Source organism: Enterobacter cloacae complex sp. I2 (assembly GCF_014896205.1).
Taxonomy (GTDB): Bacteria; Pseudomonadota; Gammaproteobacteria; order Enterobacterales; family Enterobacteriaceae; genus Enterobacter; species Enterobacter quasihormaechei.
The window spans coordinates 21,727-39,746 of sequence record NZ_JADBRA010000002.1; the positions used below are offsets into that span (position 1 = coordinate 21,727).

Annotated in this window: 12 protein-coding genes and 1 tRNA gene; 7 read left to right on the plus strand and 6 right to left on the minus strand. The window is 55.4% G+C overall.

Annotated elements, in window-relative coordinates:
* Positions 1-4: 4 nt before the first annotated feature.
* Both IM300_RS02295 and IM300_RS02300 read right to left on the minus strand, forming a co-directional pair.
* Positions 5-868: a fumarylacetoacetate hydrolase family protein gene (locus tag IM300_RS02295; protein WP_193035128.1), complete on the minus strand. Its 864-nt coding sequence runs from the start codon at positions 866-868 to the stop codon at positions 5-7.
* A gap of 17 nt (positions 869-885) precedes the next feature.
* Entirely contained in the window at positions 886-2,247 is a 1,362-nt protein-coding gene (locus IM300_RS02300) for a 2-hydroxycarboxylate transporter family protein (protein ID WP_022649371.1), read from the minus strand.
* Positions 2,248-2,592: 345 nt separating this feature from the next.
* Here IM300_RS02300 and IM300_RS02305 point away from each other — a divergent pair, with 345 nt between their 5' ends.
* Together IM300_RS02305 and IM300_RS02310 are read left to right on the plus strand one after the other, a co-directional pair.
* Positions 2,593-4,230, plus strand: a complete 1,638-nt coding sequence (locus IM300_RS02305) for a sensor histidine kinase (RefSeq protein ID WP_193035130.1) — start codon at positions 2,593-2,595, stop codon at positions 4,228-4,230.
* Positions 4,220-4,912, plus strand: coding sequence for a response regulator (locus IM300_RS02310; RefSeq protein WP_112791620.1), 693 nt, complete (start codon positions 4,220-4,222; stop codon positions 4,910-4,912). The genes IM300_RS02305 and IM300_RS02310 overlap by 11 nt, the downstream gene beginning before the upstream one ends.
* A gap of 75 nt (positions 4,913-4,987) precedes the next feature.
* Here IM300_RS02310 and IM300_RS02315 read toward each other — a convergent pair whose 3' ends face one another.
* Complete coding sequence (locus IM300_RS02315) at positions 4,988-7,126, minus strand: ornithine decarboxylase (RefSeq protein ID WP_193035132.1); 2,139 nt, start codon at positions 7,124-7,126, stop codon at positions 4,988-4,990.
* 181 nt (positions 7,127-7,307) lie between these two features.
* Here IM300_RS02315 and IM300_RS02320 point away from each other — a divergent pair, with 181 nt between their 5' ends.
* Together IM300_RS02320 and IM300_RS02325 are read left to right on the plus strand one after the other, a co-directional pair.
* A complete protein-coding gene (locus IM300_RS02320) occupies positions 7,308-8,021 on the plus strand; it encodes a DUF554 domain-containing protein (protein ID WP_064909939.1) in 714 nt (237 codons plus the stop codon).
* Between the two features lie 95 nt (positions 8,022-8,116).
* Positions 8,117-8,192 (plus strand) — tRNA-Phe (locus IM300_RS02325).
* A gap of 76 nt (positions 8,193-8,268) precedes the next feature.
* On the opposite strand, the gene IM300_RS02330 is transcribed toward IM300_RS02325, so the two are convergent.
* Together IM300_RS02330 and IM300_RS02335 are read right to left on the minus strand one after the other, a co-directional pair.
* A complete protein-coding gene (locus IM300_RS02330) occupies positions 8,269-10,053 on the minus strand; it encodes a hybrid sensor histidine kinase/response regulator (protein ID WP_193035133.1) in 1,785 nt (594 codons plus the stop codon).
* Positions 10,050-10,682 (minus strand): response regulator transcription factor, encoded by a 633-nt coding sequence (locus IM300_RS02335; protein WP_193035135.1) that lies wholly within the window; start codon positions 10,680-10,682, stop codon positions 10,050-10,052. Before IM300_RS02335 ends, IM300_RS02330 begins: the two co-directional genes overlap by 4 nt.
* A gap of 175 nt (positions 10,683-10,857) precedes the next feature.
* Between IM300_RS02335 and IM300_RS02340 the strand changes: the two genes are divergently transcribed.
* Positions 10,858-11,172, plus strand: coding sequence for a lipoprotein (locus IM300_RS02340; RefSeq protein WP_063451200.1), 315 nt, complete (start codon positions 10,858-10,860; stop codon positions 11,170-11,172).
* Positions 11,173-11,288: 116 nt separating this feature from the next.
* Positions 11,289-14,321, plus strand: a complete 3,033-nt coding sequence (locus IM300_RS02345) for an autotransporter outer membrane beta-barrel domain-containing protein (protein WP_193035143.1) — start codon at positions 11,289-11,291, stop codon at positions 14,319-14,321.
* 61 nt (positions 14,322-14,382) lie between these two features.
* Here the strand turns inward: IM300_RS02345 and IM300_RS02350 are convergent, their stop codons facing one another.
* Positions 14,383-14,910 carry a LuxR C-terminal-related transcriptional regulator gene (locus IM300_RS02350; protein ID WP_063451244.1) on the minus strand — a complete coding sequence of 176 codons (528 nt, stop codon included), beginning with the start codon at positions 14,908-14,910 and terminating at the stop codon, positions 14,383-14,385.
* Between the two features lie 669 nt (positions 14,911-15,579).
* Here IM300_RS02350 and pgaA point away from each other — a divergent pair.
* The gene (pgaA, locus tag IM300_RS02355) at positions 15,580-18,018 is read left to right on the plus strand and encodes a poly-beta-1,6 N-acetyl-D-glucosamine export porin PgaA (RefSeq protein WP_193035144.1); all 2,439 of its coding nucleotides are present in this window, start codon (positions 15,580-15,582) and stop codon (positions 18,016-18,018) included.
* Positions 18,019-18,020: the final 2 nt, after the last annotated feature.

Genomic DNA, 18,020 nt, shown 5'->3' on the forward strand with positions numbered 1-18,020 from the left:
TTACTCAGTGTGCCGCCGCAAGCCCGACGGCTGGCGCTTCCACGATCACGTTGCTCAGATGACCGATATGCTCGATCTCCACCTCAATGCGATCCCCCTCCTTCATAAACAGCGGCGGGTTACGCTTTTTACCCACGCCGCCAGGAGAGCCGGTAATGATCACATCGCCCGGGCTGAGGCGGGTGAAGGTGCTGATGTATTCGATGAGCTCCGCAATCTTGTGGATCATGCTGCTGGTGTTGTCCTCCTGCACCATGCGGCCGTTAAGCCAGGTGCGGATCGCCAGGCTGTGCGGGTCCGGGATCTCATCCGCCGTCGCCATCCAGGGGCCAAATGCCCCGGTCTGACGCCAGTTTTTACCGGCGGTGAACCAGGTGTGCTGCCAGTCGCGGGCGGAGCCGTCCATGTAGCAGCTGTAACCCGCCACGTGGCGCAGGGCGTCATCGCGGCTGATGTTCTCCCCACCCTTACCGATGATCACCGCCAGCTCGCCTTCGTAGTCGAATTCGCTGGAGTGGCGCGGCTTCAGCACCGGCTCGTTGTGGCCGGTCTGTGAATCCGGGAAGCGGACAAACAGCGTCGGGGCCGGGTTGTGCTGGTCAAACTCCTTGCGCTTGTCGGCGTAGTTCATGCCCACGCAGAGGATTTTTTCCGGCTGCACGATCACCGGCAAGAAGGTGATGGCGTTCAGCGGCACGTCCACCGCGTCGTTCAGAAAACGGGTGGCCTGCGCCAGACCGTTGCCCTGCAACAGCGCTTTAAGGTCGCCATAGCGGTCGCCCAGGCGGCGGCCTAAATCAATCACGCCCTCGGCCTGAACGATGCCGTAGCTGCGTTTTCCCTGGTATAAAAAGCTTGCGAGTTTCATTGTTTTTTCCTGAATACTTAGACGAGGAAGTTGCCCAGAATCAGCAGTGAGACAGAGACGTTAATCGCGCCGCCGATACGGGTAGCAATCTGGGCGAAGGGCATCAGGCTCATGCGGTTGCCTGCGGTCAGGATCGCCACGTCGCCGGTACCGCCCTGTCCACTCTGGCAGCAGGAGACGATGGCGACATCAATCGGATGCATACCGATCTTTTTACCGACGAAGAATCCGGTCGCCACCAGCGCAGACACGGTGCTGATAATCACCAGCAGGTTGCTGACGGTGAACGCCGCGACCAGCTCGTGCCACGGGGTAATTGCCACGCCAACGGCGAAGAGGATTGGATAGGTCACGGAGGTCTGGAAGAATTTGTACACCACCTGGGAACCCTCCAGCAGACGCGGAGAAGCGCCGTTGCAGAGCTTCACCAGCACCGCCATAAACAGCATGCCAACGGGCGCAGGCAGGCCAATCAGCTTGTGGCCGAGCATGCCCAGCATGTACAGCAGCACCGCCAGCAGCGCGCCGGAGGCGATAGTGGTCACGTCCGCTTTACCGGAGAACGCAGGCTGAGAGACGGTGGCATCCGCATTCGCGCGGTTAGGCATCAGCTGGCCTTCGCCAGTCAGGTGCGGGTAGCGTTTCCCGAGCTGGTTGAGGCAGCCGGAAATAATGATCGCCGTCAGGCCGCCGAGCATCACCATCGGCAGCACGCGGCCAAGCGCTACGCCCTGGTCCATGTGCAGCAGGGTGGCATAGCCGATGGAAAGCGGGATCGCCCCTTCCCCGACGCCGCCCGCCATGATCGGCAGAATGATAAAGAAGAAGATCTGGAACGGCTCAAGGCCCAGCGCCAGCCCCACGCCCATGCCAACAATCATGCCGACGATTTCACCGCACAGCATCGGGAAGAAGATGCGCAGGAAGCCCTGGATCAGCACGGTGCGGTTCATGCTCATGATGCTGCCGACGATGATGCAGCAGATATAGAGGTAGAGAATGTTGGTGGATTTGTAGAATTTGGTCGTGGATTCCACCACCACGTCCGGCAGCAGACCATAGTAGACCAGCGCGGAAGGGATAAAGGTGGCGCAAATCGCCGCCGCGCCGAGCTTGCCGACAATCGGCAGGCGTTTGCCAAATTCGCCGCAGGCAAAGCCGAAGAAGGCCAGCGTGGCCACCATGACCACGATGTCGCTCGGCAGCTTTCCGCCCAGACAATCAATCGCAATCAGCGCGCCCGCCAGAACGAACAGCGGCAAAGGAATAATGCCGATTTTCCAGGTATCCATAATATGCCACCAGCGCTCCTTGAGGGAGGGCCGCTGAATATCAATCGGGTCGTGGGTAACAGAGAATGAATCGTCAGTTGTGCTCATAATAAGCCCCTTAGTTATTTTGTGCGTTCAGCTTAGAGTCACAAAGGCTTACTTTATGTGAGGGATGACATATTAAAGGCGAAGTTTTAATGGCCGCTATGGTTTTAATGGTTTCTATTATTTAATGTGATTTATGCCTTATTTATTACCGTGGTTTTTATGGTTTCTTTTCCTAACCGAACAAAGAAATAACATTTATTCAGTTAGCATTCAGAGAATGAGACTTTCGGAAAAATCTTTTACAGGCCGTGCTGTGCAAGGGATCACAAGTTTTCGGCAAAGCGGGCATCCTGGCGTTAAAAGATGATATATTCAGCCAACCTGTTGATACCTTGCGTGATAGTTATGAAAGTATCGTTTCAGATCAAGCTCTTTATTTCGCTGGTCGCCTTTTTCTCAGTGCTGTTCGCATTACTGGGCGGATATTATTATGTCGACGTCGGCAGGCAGCTTTATCAGGAAATGAGCGCGCGCGCAAAAATACAGGCTGAAGAGATAGCGCTTATTCCCACTCTGCGAAAAGAAGTCGAACAAAAGGATATCCAGAGCATCCATGACTTTATGCAGAAAATAGCCGCCCACAGCGACGCCAGTTTTATTGTGATTGGTGACAATAAAGGGCTGCATCTTTTTCACTCCGTGTTTGCTGACCGGGTGGGCAAAACGCTGGTTGGCGGGGACAACGACGAGGTATTACACGGCAAAAGCACCATTACCATCCGCAAGGGCGGGTTAGGCATTTCGCTACGCAGCAAAGCCCCTATTTTTAATGATGCCGGGCAGGTGGTGGGGATTGTTTCGGTGGGCTATCTCACAAGCTATCTGGACACCATCACCGTCAACAAGGTGGTCAATATCCTGATTGCCGCCGTGCTACTGCTTATCGCCCTGTTTATTTTCTCCTGGTTCTTCACCCGCAGCATCAAGAAGCAGATATTCTCTCTGGAACCACGCGAAATCGGCCTGCTGGTGCGTCAGCAAAAGGCGATGATGGAATCCATTTATGAAGGGGTGATTGCCATCGATGACGACCTGCGCATTGAAGTGATCAATCAGGCGGCGCGTAAATTATTAGGCTTACGTCAGCCCGCCCGCGAACTGCGCGGTCAACACATTAGCCAGGTGATCGCACCCGTCCCGTTCTTTAACGCGCAGACCATGCTTGCGAAAGACACCCACGATGAGATCTGTCGCTTTAACGATCTCACGGTCATTGCCAGCCGGGTGCGGATCATGCTGGAAGATGCGTTGCAGGGCTGGGTGATCACCTTTCGCGATCGCAACGAGATCGACTCGCTCAGCGCCCAGCTTAGCCAGGTGAAGCGCTACGTTGATAACCTGCGCATCATGCGCCACGAACAGCTGAACCGTATGACCACGCTGTCCGGCCTGCTGCATATGGGCCGTTATGACGAGGCGATCCGCTACATACAGGCGCAGTCGGAACACGCTCAGGAGCTGCTGGACTTTATCTCGTCCCGCTTCAGCTCCCCGACGCTGTGCGGTTTGCTGCTGGGTAAAGCCGCCCGCGCCCGTGAAAAAGGCGTTGAGCTGAGTTTCGATCCGGCCTGCCGGGTGGACAAGCCGTTCCTGCCGCTGCTCGAATCGGAACTTATCTCGATCATCGGGAACTTGCTGGATAACGCCATCGAAGCGACCCAGCGCGCCCCGCTTCCGCATGCGCCGGTAGACGTGCTGATAAAGCTGAACGAGCAAGAACTGATTATTGAAGTCGCCGACCAGGGCGTCGGCATCACACCGGCGATCCGCGACCGGATCTTTGAGCGCGGCATCACCACCAAAACGCGCGGCGATCATGGTATAGGCCTCTATCTGATTGAAAGCTACGTCACGCAGGCTGGCGGCGCAATTGAAGTTGCCGATAACACCCCACGCGGTGCCATTTTCTCACTGTTTATTCCCGCCACGGGAACGGCCCGGCACCCCGCACAGGAACTGGAAGATACCGACTATGCAACATGAACTTATCGACGTACTGATTGTTGAAGACGAGAACGAACTGGCGCAACTGCACGCGGAGCTTATCGGTAAACATCCGCGCCTGAGGCTGGTGGGAATTGCCGCGTCGCTGGCCGACGCGCAGCAACAGCTGGAGAGCAAACAGCCGAAGCTGATGCTGCTGGATAACTACCTGCCGGACGGCAAAGGCATCACCCTTATCAGCAACCCGATGCTCGCCCGCGCCAACTGCTCGGTGATTTTCATCACCGCCGCCAGCGATATGGACACCTGTAGCCAGGCCATTCGTAACGGCGCGTTCGACTACATCCTCAAGCCGGTTTCCTGGAAGCGCCTGAGCCAGTCGCTGGAGCGTTTTGTGCAGTTTGCCGAGCAGCAGCGCGTCTGGAAGATTGTTGACCAGCAGAACGTGGATTCGCTCTATCAGCTACAGGCGAAAAACTATCGTCTGGACAACGGCAGTAAAGGGATAGAGGAGAACACGCTGGCGCGGGTGCAAACGCTGTTCAACAGCAAGGCGGCGCACTGCTTTACGGTGGATGAGGTGGTGAGCGAGACGGGCCTGAGTAAAACTACCACCCGACGCTATCTGGAACACTGCGTGGAGGTGGGTTTTCTGACGGTGGAGATGCTGTACGGGAAGATTGGGCATCCAAGAAGGATGTACCGCCGCGCAGAAGCCTGACGCAGTATTGCAGGCCGGGTAAGCTTGGCCACCGGGCAACTCGCCGGGTGGCGCTAACGCTTACCCGGCCTACGTTCAAACATTCAATACGAACCCATACAGTCGCTTGATCCCGTCCGCATCCTTCTCGCTGTACACGCCCTGCAACTCCGGCGAGAAGCCAGGCAGCATATTAATGCCCTCTTCCAGCGCCAGGAAGTAGCGCTGTACCGCCCCGCCCCAGACTTCGCCCGGCACCATGCACAGCACGCCTGGCGGGTATGGCAGCGCACCTTCTGCGGCAATGCGCCCTTCAGCGTCACGAATACGCACCAGCTCCACGTTTCCGCGAATGTACTCCTGGTTGGCATCCTGCGGGTTCATCACTACGGCGGGCAGGCTCTCCTGGCGGAACATCGCCTTCTGGAGATCCTTCACGTTAAAGCTGACGTAGAGATCGTGCATCTCCTGGCACAGCTGACGGATCGTGTAGTCGCGGTAACGCACCGGGTATTTCTGATAGATAGTCGGCAGCACGTCCGCGAGCGGCGTGTCGTCTTCAATATGCTGTTCGAACTGCCCCAGCATCGCCACCAGCTGCATTAACTTCTCCTCGCTCTCCGCTGGCGTCAGCAGGAACAGGATGGAGTTGAGGTCGCACTTCTCCGGTACAATGCCGTTTTCGCGCAGGTAGTGGGCGAGAATGGTCGCCGGAATACCGAAATCGGTATAGTGACCTGTTTCTGCATCAATGCCCGGTGTGGTCAGCAGCAGCTTGCACGGATCGACGAAATACTGCTCGCGAGCATAGCCTTCAAAACCGTGCCATTTTGCCCCCGGCTCGAAGCTAAAGAAGCGACGCTCGCTGGCGATGACCTGCGTGGGGTGATCCTGCCAAGGCCGCCCCGCCACCACTGGCGGGATAAACGGCTTGATCATATGGCAGTTGGCGATGATGGCCTTGCGCGCCTCAATACCCAGCTCGACGCACTCCGCCCACAGCCTGCGCCCGCTCTCGCCCTCGTGGATTTTGGCGTTTACGTCCAGCGCCGCAAACAGCGGGTAAAACGGGCTGGTAGAGGCGTGCAGCATAAACGCATTATTAAGACGCTTGTGCGGACAGAAACGCGACTGGCCGCGAATATGGTTATCCTTTTTATGGATCTGCGACGTTTGCGAGAACCCGGCCTGCTGCTTGTGTACCGACTGGGTCACAAAAATTCCCGGATCGTTCTCGTTCAGCTCCAGCAGAAGCGGAGACGTTTCTGCCATCATCGGGATAAACTGCTCGTAGCCCACCCACGCGGAGTCAAAAAGGATGTAGTCACACAGGTGGCCGATCTTGTCGATCACCTGACGGGCGTTGTAGATCGTGCCGTCGTAGGTACCGAGCTGAATGATCGCCAGGCGGAACGGGCGGGCCTCGTCGGCCTTGTCCGGCGCCGCCTCGCGGATCAGGTCCCGCAGATACGCGTCATCAAAGCAGTGTTCATCGATTCCGCCGATAAAACCAAACGGATTACGCGCGGCCTCAAGATAAACAGGGGTAGCCCCGGCCTGGATCAGCGCCCCGTGATGGTTGGATTTATGGTTGTTACGATCGAACAGCACCAGATCGCCACGGGTCAGCAGCGCATTGGTCACCACTTTATTGGCAGCCGACGTGCCGTTCAGCACGAAGTAGGTTTTATCCGCGTTAAACACCTTCGCCGCGAACTTTTGCGCGTGCTTGGCAGAACCCTCGTGGATCAGCAAATCCCCGAGCTTCACGTCGGCGTTGCACATGTCGGCGCGAAACACGTTTTCACCGAAGAAGTCGTAGAACTGGCGCCCGGCGGGATGTTTTTTGAAAAACGCGCCGTGCTGATGACCAGGACAGGCAAAGGTGCTGTTCCCCATTGCGACATACTGGCTCAGGGTGTCAAAAAAAGGTGGCAGCAGGTTCTCTTCATACCGGCAGGCGGCGGATTCCAGTTCCAGGAACTCCTGCGCTCTACCCGAGATAATCGCCGTGACGCCATCAGGCACCTCTCCTGGCTCATGCGAGAACATAAACACCGGTAGCTGAAAGCCCGTACGCTTCAGCAACGCGAGAATGCCGCTGTAGCTTTCAACTACCGTAATGACGACTGCCGCCACATCGGTGAAATCGGTGTTATCCAGCGTCACCTTTTCACGGTGCGTAGAAACTTTGGATACCAGCTCACGGCTGACGGCAATTTTCATGGTTTTCATAAGCGCAAATACCCTCACCGAACGGTGAGACAGGGAGGAGAAAATTCGCGCAATCATGTCACCTTTTATTTTCAGGCGCAAGAAGGAATCAGTATGCATTACGCCTCCCGAAGCTAACCATAATCAGGGCTGGACGTGCCATAATCATGCAATGCCAGTGCTTAAATAACAGGAGTTAAACGTGGTAATTGGACCCTTTATCAATGCGGGAGCTGTACTGCTGGGCGGTGTACTTGGGGCAGTATTAAGCCAGCGGTTGCCGGAGCGTATTCGCGTCTCCATGCCCTCCATTTTTGGCCTGGCGTCGCTGGGAATTGGTATCCTTTTAGTGGTGAAGTGCGCCAACCTGCCGGTAATGGTGCTGGCAACCTTGCTCGGCGCGCTGATTGGCGAATTTTGCTATCTGGAAAGAGGCATAAATAGCGCGGTAGGTAAGGCTAAAAACCTGATTGCCCGACCGGGCAAGGCGAAGCACGGCACGCACGAGTCGTTTATTCAAAACTACGTTGCGATCGTTATTCTGTTCTGCGCCAGCGGTACGGGGATTTTCGGTTCGATGCAGGAAGGAATGACCGGCGATCCCAGCATATTGATTGCGAAAGCGTTCCTGGATTTCTTCACCGCCACTATTTTTGCCACTACGCTCGGCATCGCCGTCGCCGCGATTTGCGTGCCAATGCTGCTGATTCAGCTGGCGCTGGCCACCTGCGCCACGCTGATCCTGCCGCTGACGACGCCCGCGATGATGGCAGACTTTACCGCCGTCGGCGGCCTGTTGCTGCTGGCGACAGGGCTGCGCATCTGTGGCATCAAAATGTTTGCAGTGGTGAACATGCTCCCTGCCCTGCTGCTCGCCATGCCGCTTTCCGCGCTCTGGACGCACTTTTTCGCTTAAGTTTGCGGCGAAATGGTGAGAGAGTGTGCAGTCTGCACCGAAAGCAATAAATTTCGTTGACGTCGGAGGGCGGATCGGGTTTAATGCGCCCCGTTGCCCGGATAGCTCAGTCGGTAGAGCAGGGGATTGAAAATCCCCGTGTCCTTGGTTCGATTCCGAGTCCGGGCACCAAATTCATATTAACGGACCTCCACGGAGGTCCGTTTTTGCATTCTAAGCCCGCCAGAATCAACCCTTCTGCATTCCCTTAACGACATCCTGACCACTGCGTAAGCAGCGCATGCAGCTTAGCCGGCTCAAGAGGCTTGCGGAGTACCAGGTACCCTTCCTGCTCTGCCTCCAGCAGAACCGGTGAATTAAATTCGCCGCTGACTATCGCGCCGCTCATATCCGGCAGGCGTTCAAAAAGCGCTTTCAGGATGTCAAAGCCGCTTTCGCCGGATCGCAGGCGCTGGTCGCACAGCACGGCAAACGGCGTAAAGCCGTCGTCGATGATGGCAAACGCTTCTTCAGCGGAGGCCGCACAGCGTACGTTGATTCCCCAGACGCTCATCAGGCTCTCCCAGGCAGACGTCACCAGCGGATCGTCATCAACAACCAGGCAAGAACCGCGAAGCGGCGCATAGCGAACCGGCGCAGAAGCGTTGTTATCGGCGGCCGGGGTGTCCGTCGCGATCTCTTCGCCAGCGTATTGGGTGAAGCGCATCCAGAAGCGTGAGCCTTTACCTTCAATGGATTGCATCCCGTATTTCACCTTCATCAGCTTGGCACAACGGGCAACGACGGCCAGCCCCAGCCCGTGCCCGGCGCTATCGATCTTCCATGCCAGCTCGGGGCGGTAGTAAGGTGAGAAGATTTTGCCTTTCTCATCATCGGCGATACCGACCCCCGTGTCCCACACTTCCACCATACACTCGTCACCGCGCGGTCGGATGGCGACCAGCACGCCGCCCTGGAGCGTGTAGCGAAGGGCATTTTGAATCAGGTTAATCAGGGACTGTCGCACCAGCAGCGGATCGCCCATCACGTAGATGCGGCGTTTAGGTCGCCGGGTGCCCAGCCTAAGCGCGCGGCTGTTGGCTTCTTCGCGAAACAGCGTGATGACCGAGTCGAGCAGAGCGCCGATATCCACTTTGCCAGGGGCAGAAAGTACGTTCCCGGATTCTATTTTGCTGAGATCGAGCAGAGAATTGAGCATCAAATGTACCGAGCGAACGCTCTGCTGTAGGTCAAGAAGCTGCGGCGTCAGGCTGTCGTCCCGGTTTCGGTGGAGGATGGCTTCGATCAGAAAGCCCATAGCGTGAACGGGCTGGCGCAGATCGTGGCTGGCGGTTGTCAGAAACTGGTTTTTGTCCAGCAGCGCCTGCTCCGCGTCCTCTTTGGCCTGACGAAACTGTTCCGCCAGGCGCGAACTTTTTTCCTCAAGCAGCGCTTGCTGAATAAAGAACGCATGTGACGTTAACGCATGGCGGTAAATCGCGAAGCCGTAAAGCAGATTCAGCATGAGCACGATGAACATCAACTCATCGAGCCGCCAGATAATACCGAGGTTCAGCACCCCCCAGGAGGCGAAGAAAAAGCGCGTAAAGGTGCTGATGACCGGCGTCAGATGCGTCGCATTGGCGGCGACGATAGCGGCGATGCTGATATTCAGTAACAGGAAAAAGTCAAAGTTCTGCGTCTGTGGCGTAATTAAATAGAGTGATGAAATGCCCAGCCCGTGAATAAAGGCAATATTATTAATACGCGGAAGCCAGCGTCGCAGGACCTCCCTTTCATCGTATTCTTTCGCTTCGCGCTGATAGCGTCGGTGCAATATTCGTATCGCCACGGCACATAACAGATAAATGATTATCCAGATAATCGTTGGGCCGAGTTTGTCCCCAAGCATATAAATCCAGATGGCGAAAGGAATACCAACAAAGGGCACCGCGCTAAAGCTGAATACCAGCCGCAGAAACGTGTTGTTTAGCAAACGGATCTGCGCCGGAGCAGAGATACCCTCGTTTTGTAAGCTCTGGAAAAACCTCATTCCGACGGTTCCTGTTTGCCATGCAGAAGCGTGATGGCTTCGACCCGACTGTTAACGCCTATCTTTTTCAAAATATTGCTGATGTGTTCTTTGACCGTGGGTTCAGAAATTGAAAGCTGGGCGGCGATGCGTTTATTTGGCAGACCGCGCATAATCATATTTAATACGTCAATTTGTCGCGGCGTTAAGTTAAATTTACTTAACCGCTCATTATTCGACTTATCGGAAATTTCGTTACCCTCAGGAAACCAGGTCTGATTATCAGTGAGGGCAAAAACGGCCCGTGAGAACATTTCTGGCGGCTCGCTTTTCAATACAAATCCGTGCCCCCCGGCGGCATGAACTTTCCGCCAGATATCATTATTGTCATCCCCGCTGACCACCAGGAGTCGAACCTGGGGGTAAAGTTCTTTTGCTTCTTTGAGTAATTTCAAGGCCGTACCGGACGAGAGCCAAAAATCGATTACCAGCAAACGTGGCGGGCCATGGTCCCTAATTTGACGGTAGCAATCATCCTCATTCGTCACCACATACGCCTGCTTAAATTGGCAATGTGTAATCAGAAAATTGGCGATGCCGCTTGCTACCAATGGATGGTCATCAACGACTAACGCATAATTCTGTCCCAAAGGATCCTCCTTTTACCTTCGCATATCTTAGAGTACGGATGAATTATTCTCTACCTACCCTACTTTAGGAGGGTTTTTTCGATTAGGAAAGAGAAATATATTATTCGCTGGTTTGGGTAAAAGAAAACATAAATACAATCAGTAAAATTAACTGATTGGATATCAAGGATAATTTATGAAAAAGCCACTAATCGTTATAACCGTTACGTTGATGCTGGCGGGTTGTTCCACGTTGAAAACCGATCAGGCTATTCCACTTCTACAGGCAGAGACCGCTAAAATGCTGGGGCTGGGCTCATCAGATGAAATAACCGTGACCAACGTTAACGGCGCCCAGCCGGACGCACTGGGAGGACAAAAACTGACTTATCGCGCTACGACGGAAAAAGGGCGCATTTTTGATTGTTCATCAATGATGATGCCGGGAATTTTAGGATCCGCACCGACGCTGAGCGCGCCAACCTGTACACCTGTTGTCACACATAAATAATTAACGCCACATCAAAAGGCGTACATAAATAACGCCTTTTACATTATTCGACGTATCTGAGTTGTCATATAAAAACGATTTTCCTGACATCACGCTAATGAGTACGGAGATAGCCCGTGAATAACTCTACATCGCATTCTTTAGCGGTTAAGACGCCGCTTTCCAGACTTTACCTCGCTCTTTTTTCCGCACCGCTGCTACTGCTTTTACCTGTCGATGTCGCGCGTGCGGCCGATGCTATTTTTGATGGCGACTCGCGTATTACCGAAACGCTGGGTTACACCGGAGATGTTTATGTTGGACGTAACCAACGCGGAAACCTGCTGATCGATAACGGCAAAATCACCGCCTATAACATCAATATCGGTCGGCTGTTCGACGGCCAAATTTATGAAAGCGTGGTCACGGTCCGCGGGCCAAACGCTGAGCTTAACGCGGTGAACGATCGGTACGTCCTGCGCGGCGACCTGAATCTTGGTCTCGGTACCCTGCGGGTCGAAGAAGGCGCACTGGCGAGCGCAAAGGAGATCGTTGTCGGCACCACCCGCGGCTACGACAGCCACCTTATCGCCACGGGTGCCGGCTCTCGTGTGACCAGTAATTTTCTTAGCGTAGGCACCGATCTGGGCGCACGCTCCACGCTGGCGATTGAGGACGGCGCGGCGCTCAGCACCGCCTACGATGCGCGCATCGGCAACGGTATCGGGCCGGGTGAAACCGACACGCTAAGCCCGAAAGCCACCGTCACGGGGAGCGGCTCACAGTGGAACGTTGGCCGTACGTTGACGCTTTATGGCGACCTGGACGTGCTGAACGGCGGTGCGGTTAACGTGGGCGGCGTGCAGGTGGCGGGCGTCTCCGGGGCAGGTAAAACGGCTGAGCTGGTTATTGCGGGCAAAGACTCGCGCTTTACCAGCGGCAGCAGCGTGAGCGTGGGCGATTATGGCAATGGCGTGCTGTCGGTGATTGACGGCGGTTCATTTTCCGCAGGCAGCAATGCGCTGATCGTGGGGACATCGGGTTCCGGCTCGAACCGGGGAGCGCTCATCATCGGCAGCCGCGGCAATATGGACATCGGCACGGGTTTAACTGAGCCAACGCTTGGCACGGCGGGCGGCGCAGGTAGCCTCGATGCGAAGACGGCAATCAGCCTGCGCGGCGGACTGTTCGGCAGCTATGTCTACTTCAACCATACCGACGCAAATTACATCTTTAGCAACAAGATGAGCGGCGAAGGTGAGGTGATCAACACCTCCGGGCAGACGACCCTGAACGGCGATCTTTCCGGACTCAAGGCGAACGTAACCGCGCGGGGCGGTAAAGTCATCATTGCCAGCAATATTAACACCCAGCCAGAAGACGATATTTTTGATATTCAGACGCTTAGCGCGGAGAACGGCGGCACGCTGATCCTCAACGCGACGGCGGGTTCAGACGTCAGCAACGGGGCGGGTTACAGCAGCGCCGCGTCAATCAAGGCCGGCGGCACGCTGGGCGGCAACGGCACGCTGGGCCAGACCGAGATCTTGTCCGGCGGGCATATCTCGCCCGGCGACGGCACTATCGGCAGGTTGACGCTGAAACGCTATCTGAACTTTATCGGCGAATCCTTCTATGACGTAGATATCGCGGGAGATGGCAGCAGCGACCAACTGCTGGTATCGGGCAAAACCACCATCAGCGATCAGGCTAAGGTACAGGTCACCGCGCTGGACCCGCAAACCAGCTATAAAACGGGCCAAAGCTACCGCATTTTAACCTCCGAGGGAGGGATTGACGGTGAGTTCGCCGGCGCGATTTCCAAATCTGCCTTCCTGGACGTGGCGCTCAAGCAAGGCACCAACGCCGTGGATCTGACCATCGCGCAGAAAGAGACCGGCGGCGAAAATCCTGGCGGCGAAAATCCTGGAGGCGAAAACCCGGGAGGTGAGAATCCGGGAGGAGAAAACCCCGGAGGCGAAAATCCGGGAGGTGAGAATCCTGGAGGGGAAAACCCTGGCGGTGAAAACCCGGGCAGCGGCAAGCCGGGGATTTTCCAGACCGTGGCCAAAAGCAGCAACCAGTGGAATACCGCCGGCGCGCTCTCCACGCTGACGCAAAGCGGCCCGTCGCTGGCGCTGTATAACTCGCTGCTGCTGCTCAGCGCACCGGAAGCGCGCGAGGCGTTCAACCAGCTGTCTGGCGAAGTTTATCCGTCAATGCAGTCCAACCTGATCGCCAGCAGCACGCAGGTTTTCAACGTGTTAAACCAGCGTATGCAGCGCGCGTTTGATAACGACAGCCTGCCGATACCACCGTTAGCAATGTCGCTGGTGCAGCAGCCGGAGCCGCAAAATAATGGCGTCTGGGGCCAGACCTTCAGCTCCTGGAGTAAAAACAGCGGCGACGGCAATGTGGGCAAGCTTGACGGCAACACCACCGGCTTCCTGCTGGGGGCAGATCGCAAGCTGGCGGATCATAACGTGCGTGTCGGTGGCTATTTCGGCTACAGCCGGGGTGATTACGACGTCGACAGCCGTCGTTCCTCAGCGGATACCGACAACTACCATCTTGGCCTGTATGCGGCGGGTCAACAGGATGCGTTCTCCCTTCGCGGCGCGCTGGGTTATACCTGGCACAAGATCGAAGGCGAGCGCAATGTTGATTTCAGCGGCTTCTCGGATCGGCTGAAGTCGGATTACGACGCCAACTCGCTGCTGGCGTTCACCGAAGCGGGTTACCGTTTCGGCCAGCCTGATATGAATATTGAGCCGTTCGTCAATTTATCGTACATCCGGCTGCATACCGACAGCTTCAGGGAAGACGGCGGTGCCGCTGCGCTGAGCGTACGTAACGAAACGATGAACACCTTCTATTCCACACTCGGGGTACGCGGTGTTACCGAGCTGCCGAAAAACGTTAACCTCTACGGTTCGCTGGGCTGGCAGCACGCTTATGGCGATAAGAATCCCTCTTCGCGCATGGCGTTTGCGGGCAGCGACGCGTTCATTACTCAGGGACAGGCCGTCGATGAGGACGTAATGGTGGGTGATATCGGCGTGAGCGTACAGCTGTCGCGTGCTGCGACGCTGGATGTGGGTTATCAGGGACAATATGGTGCGGATACCCGCGTCAACTCGGTTAACGCCAATCTGCGCTGGTCGTTCTGAATTATGTCCATTAAAAGAACCCGCCCTCGTGGCGGGTTTGTGCTTTTGGCTTCTGACTAAGCTAGGGATCGTTCCCAACCGCGTCCAGCAGTTTGTTTTTGAAGATGAACAAACACGCCTCGTTGAAGTTCCCCGCCCCTAACCGCTCCGACAGCACCGTTCGCTTGCGATAGAGGCTTTTGACCGACATATTTAGCTTATCTGCAATCTCTTCCATTGACCTCCCTGCCTTCAGCAACCGGATCATTACCGCTTCGTGTCGACTCAGGCGTAAGTTAAGCAGCCATTTGGTTGTCAGACGCCTGCCTTTCATATCGAGCACCAGATTGAATAACGACGCCATATCCGGGGCCGTAAGCGACGTGTTCATAAACAGCTTCATACTGAGAAGGTCCTCCTCTCGAGGGTGCATATCCAGCATAACGCAGCAGATCGTTTTTCTCGTTCTGGCCGGATGGCGTATCAGGTAATCATATAAACGGAGCGGCGTACGGCTATCAATCAGTACAGTATATTCATCTGCACCGGTATCAAATATGTTTCTGTCAATCGAACTGAGGCAAATTATATCCGGGAAAAATAGCCGCATCCCCCTGACAAGGAAACAATCCTGAGTCACTAACACAATTGAAGTCGCCACTAACCATCCCTTTTAGATTAAAGCAAGCCCGCCTCTTAAGAAAGAAGAACGCTTTCGCTTATAGCGCTTTACATTAACGGCAAATGTTTTCTGGCTTTGATCATCCCTCAATATGCACATTGGTGAGCTAGACTTTTCGTAGACTATCACTCAATGGCTGACGTTAATTATAAATAAAAAAGAATTTCAGAAAAGTCACTTCCCTGAACATTAAGAATTTTTGTCATGAAACTTCCCAAACACGCACCGGAAAGTACTTTAATTAACTGAGCAGAACTTCATTTCGAATATAACAAAAAGAAAAACAAACGAATAAAAAATCAATATTATCAATAAGTTAAAAACAAACGCCGCGAATTAAATTATCTAAAAAACCGTCATCTTCCAGAATTATCTCAAAACACTCAACCCGCTTTTCAACTTATTTATCCCCCAACACATCGGGTGTACATTACCCCCAACTGAATCACCGAGATGAGGGCTCATAATTACCTTTAAGTAAGTATCCCGTAACGTAGCACCATTCAGATTTAATGTTCTCCTTTATGGCCTTTAACGCTGAGTTAAAAGGCGGCCGTGTTATGCAATGGATTCATGATAAACAAATGGCAAATAGATATGGAAAGATCGCTTCGCTTCACTACGTTATTCTTTTATCGCACCACAATATTATTACTCCTGCCTTTACTCTTTCCTGTTCTGGTTCAGGCTGATGAATCCGCTTATGCGCATCAGATTCAACAGGCACGTAACGGTAATTACGCTCAGTTTCTTGATTATCTACAGCGCTATGAGCAACAACATGCTTTAACGCCCGAACAGGTTGCGGACTGGTTACAGGTTGCCTCCTGGGCAGGGCGCGATGATGAGGTTATCCAGGTCTGGCAGCGTTATGGCATCTATATGCCGCTGCCCGCTCGCGCCATCGCTGCTGTCGCGCAATCCAGGAGAAACCAAAAGGCCTGGCCATCTGCCCTATCGCTGTGGAAAGAGGCGCGCAGCCTTGCGCCGGATAACGACGATTACCGCATCGGCTATGTGAAGACCCTGGCCGATGCCCGCATGGATCGTCTCGCGCTATCGGAAGCCCGACAACTGGTAAAAAAAGAGCCTTCTTCCGCGCACCTTGAGACGCTCTCCTATGTCTGGATGCGCCAGGGAAAAAACAGGGATCGGCTGCTGGCGGACATGCGCGCGCTAAGCGCCGCGCCAGGGAATGAGGCCCTTCTTCGCGAGACGATCGATGCGCTAACGGATAACCGGGTAAGCACGCCTGCACTCTGGCTGTCACAAAACACGGCGCTCTCTCCTGCGGAGCGCCGCCGCCTTGAGCGTAACGCCGCGGCTGAACGGGTACGCCTGGCGGATGTGCCGGGCAGAACGGAGAGAGAGCGCCTGCGGCTGGCACAAAGCGCATTAGATCGTTACCAGGTCCTGCTTTCCCGCTGGCAAAACGACCCGCAGGCGGCTGAAGACATCGTCCTTGCCCGTATCGATCGGCTTGGTGCGCTGTATGCGCAGGGTGATTACCGGCAGGTCATTAGCGAATATCAGGCGCTGACAGCCGCACAGCATCCGGTGCCGGAGTGGGCCATCGGCTGGGTGATCTCTGCATATTTGCAGGAGAAAAACGCCATCGCCGCCTTCTCGCTTGTGCAACGCTATCCACAATACACCTCCGATCCGCAGGACGAGGAACATGCGCTTTTCTACGCCTGGCTGGATACGGGGCAGTATCAGGCCGCCCGCCGCTACGTTGAGCGCGAGACCCGCAGCGTTCCCTGGACCCGCTACGATTTCGGGTCCCCCACCGCCCAGCCAAACGATCGGTGGCTTACCGGGCAGTCACTCAACTTTAACTATTTGCTGGCGACCAACGCCCTGCCGGAGGCCGAAAAGCTGGCGCATCGTCTGGCGTCAACGGCACCGGGCAATCAGGGGTTACAGATTGATTATGCCGCCCTGCTTCAGGCGCGGGGCCTGCCGCGCGCGGCCGAGCAAAAGCTTAAGCAAGCAGAGGCGCTTGAACCGTCGAATCTGGAGCTTGAAAAACAGCAGGCTTACGTCGCAATGGACCTTCAGGAGTGGCGACAGATGGATTTACTGGCTGAGGACGTGCTGTCTCGCGCACCCACCGATCGCAGCGCCCGCCGCCTGGACCGGCTCAGAGCGGTCCACCATATGTCTGAACTGCGTCTGAACGCGGGTAAAGGATTGCACTCAGATAACCCCGTCAGCGGTACCCACGACATGAGCTGGGACGCCACGCTCTATGGCCCGCCCGTGGCGGATAACTGGCGGCTGTTTGCCGGCGCCCGCTATGCACAGGGCAATTTTGACGAAGGCAAAGGCATCAGCCGCCACCTGTTGGGCGGCGTTGAGTGGCGGCCACGCGACCTGACGCTCGAAGCCGAGATTTCCAGCAACCGCTATCACGGTGAAAACAAGCCGGGTGCCCGGCTCTCAACGACTTACAGCCTCAGTGACAGCTGGCAGATCAGCGGTAGCCTCGAACGGTTGTCCCGCACCACGCCCTTACGGGCGCTACGCAATGGCATAAGCGCGAACCGTGGCGAAGGCGGAGTGCGCTGGTATCAAAACGAGCGCCGGGAGTATCAGCTTAGCGCCGCCGTCAGCCGCTTCTCAGACCATAACCGCCGTCAGGAATATGTCCTCACGGGGAAAGAGCGCCTCTGGCAGACCCCGTCCCTGACGCTGGATCTCGAACCGGGGATCGCCGCCAGTAAAAACAGCCTGCGGGATACGCTTTATTACAACCCGACACGGGATCTGTCCGTCACGGCCGCCCTGTCCGTTGACCATGAGATGTACCGCCACTACGACACCCTCTGGAGCCAGCAGATTGTCGCCGGCGGCGGCAGATACTGGCAGAAAAATCAGTCATCTGGCGCCATTACCCTGCTGGGTTACGGGCAACGCATTCAGTGGAATAACGTCGTGGATACCGGGGTGATGCTGAACTGGGATAAACGCCCTTACGACGGCAAACGCGAAAGCAATCTCTCCGTCTCGTTTGATGCGACTTTACGCTTTTAAGG

Excerpts from the sequence above, each read along its gene's own strand:
- IM300_RS02295 (WP_193035128.1), bottom strand. The coding sequence starts at position 868 with ATGAAACTCGCAAGCTTTTTATACCAGGGAAAACGCAGCTACGGCATC.
- IM300_RS02300 (WP_022649371.1), bottom strand. The coding sequence starts at position 2,247 with ATGAGCACAACTGACGATTCATTCTCTGTTACCCACGACCCGATTGAT.
- IM300_RS02305 (WP_193035130.1), top strand. The coding sequence starts at position 2,593 with ATGAAAGTATCGTTTCAGATCAAGCTCTTTATTTCGCTGGTCGCCTTT.
- IM300_RS02310 (WP_112791620.1), top strand. The coding sequence starts at position 4,220 with ATGCAACATGAACTTATCGACGTACTGATTGTTGAAGACGAGAACGAA.
- IM300_RS02315 (WP_193035132.1), bottom strand. The coding sequence starts at position 7,126 with ATGAAAACCATGAAAATTGCCGTCAGCCGTGAGCTGGTATCCAAAGTT.
- IM300_RS02330 (WP_193035133.1), bottom strand. The coding sequence starts at position 10,053 with ATGAGGTTTTTCCAGAGCTTACAAAACGAGGGTATCTCTGCTCCGGCG.
- IM300_RS02340 (WP_063451200.1), top strand. The coding sequence starts at position 10,858 with ATGAAAAAGCCACTAATCGTTATAACCGTTACGTTGATGCTGGCGGGT.
- IM300_RS02350 (WP_063451244.1), bottom strand. The coding sequence starts at position 14,910 with ATGCGGCTATTTTTCCCGGATATAATTTGCCTCAGTTCGATTGACAGA.
- pgaA (WP_193035144.1), top strand. The coding sequence starts at position 15,580 with ATGGAAAGATCGCTTCGCTTCACTACGTTATTCTTTTATCGCACCACA.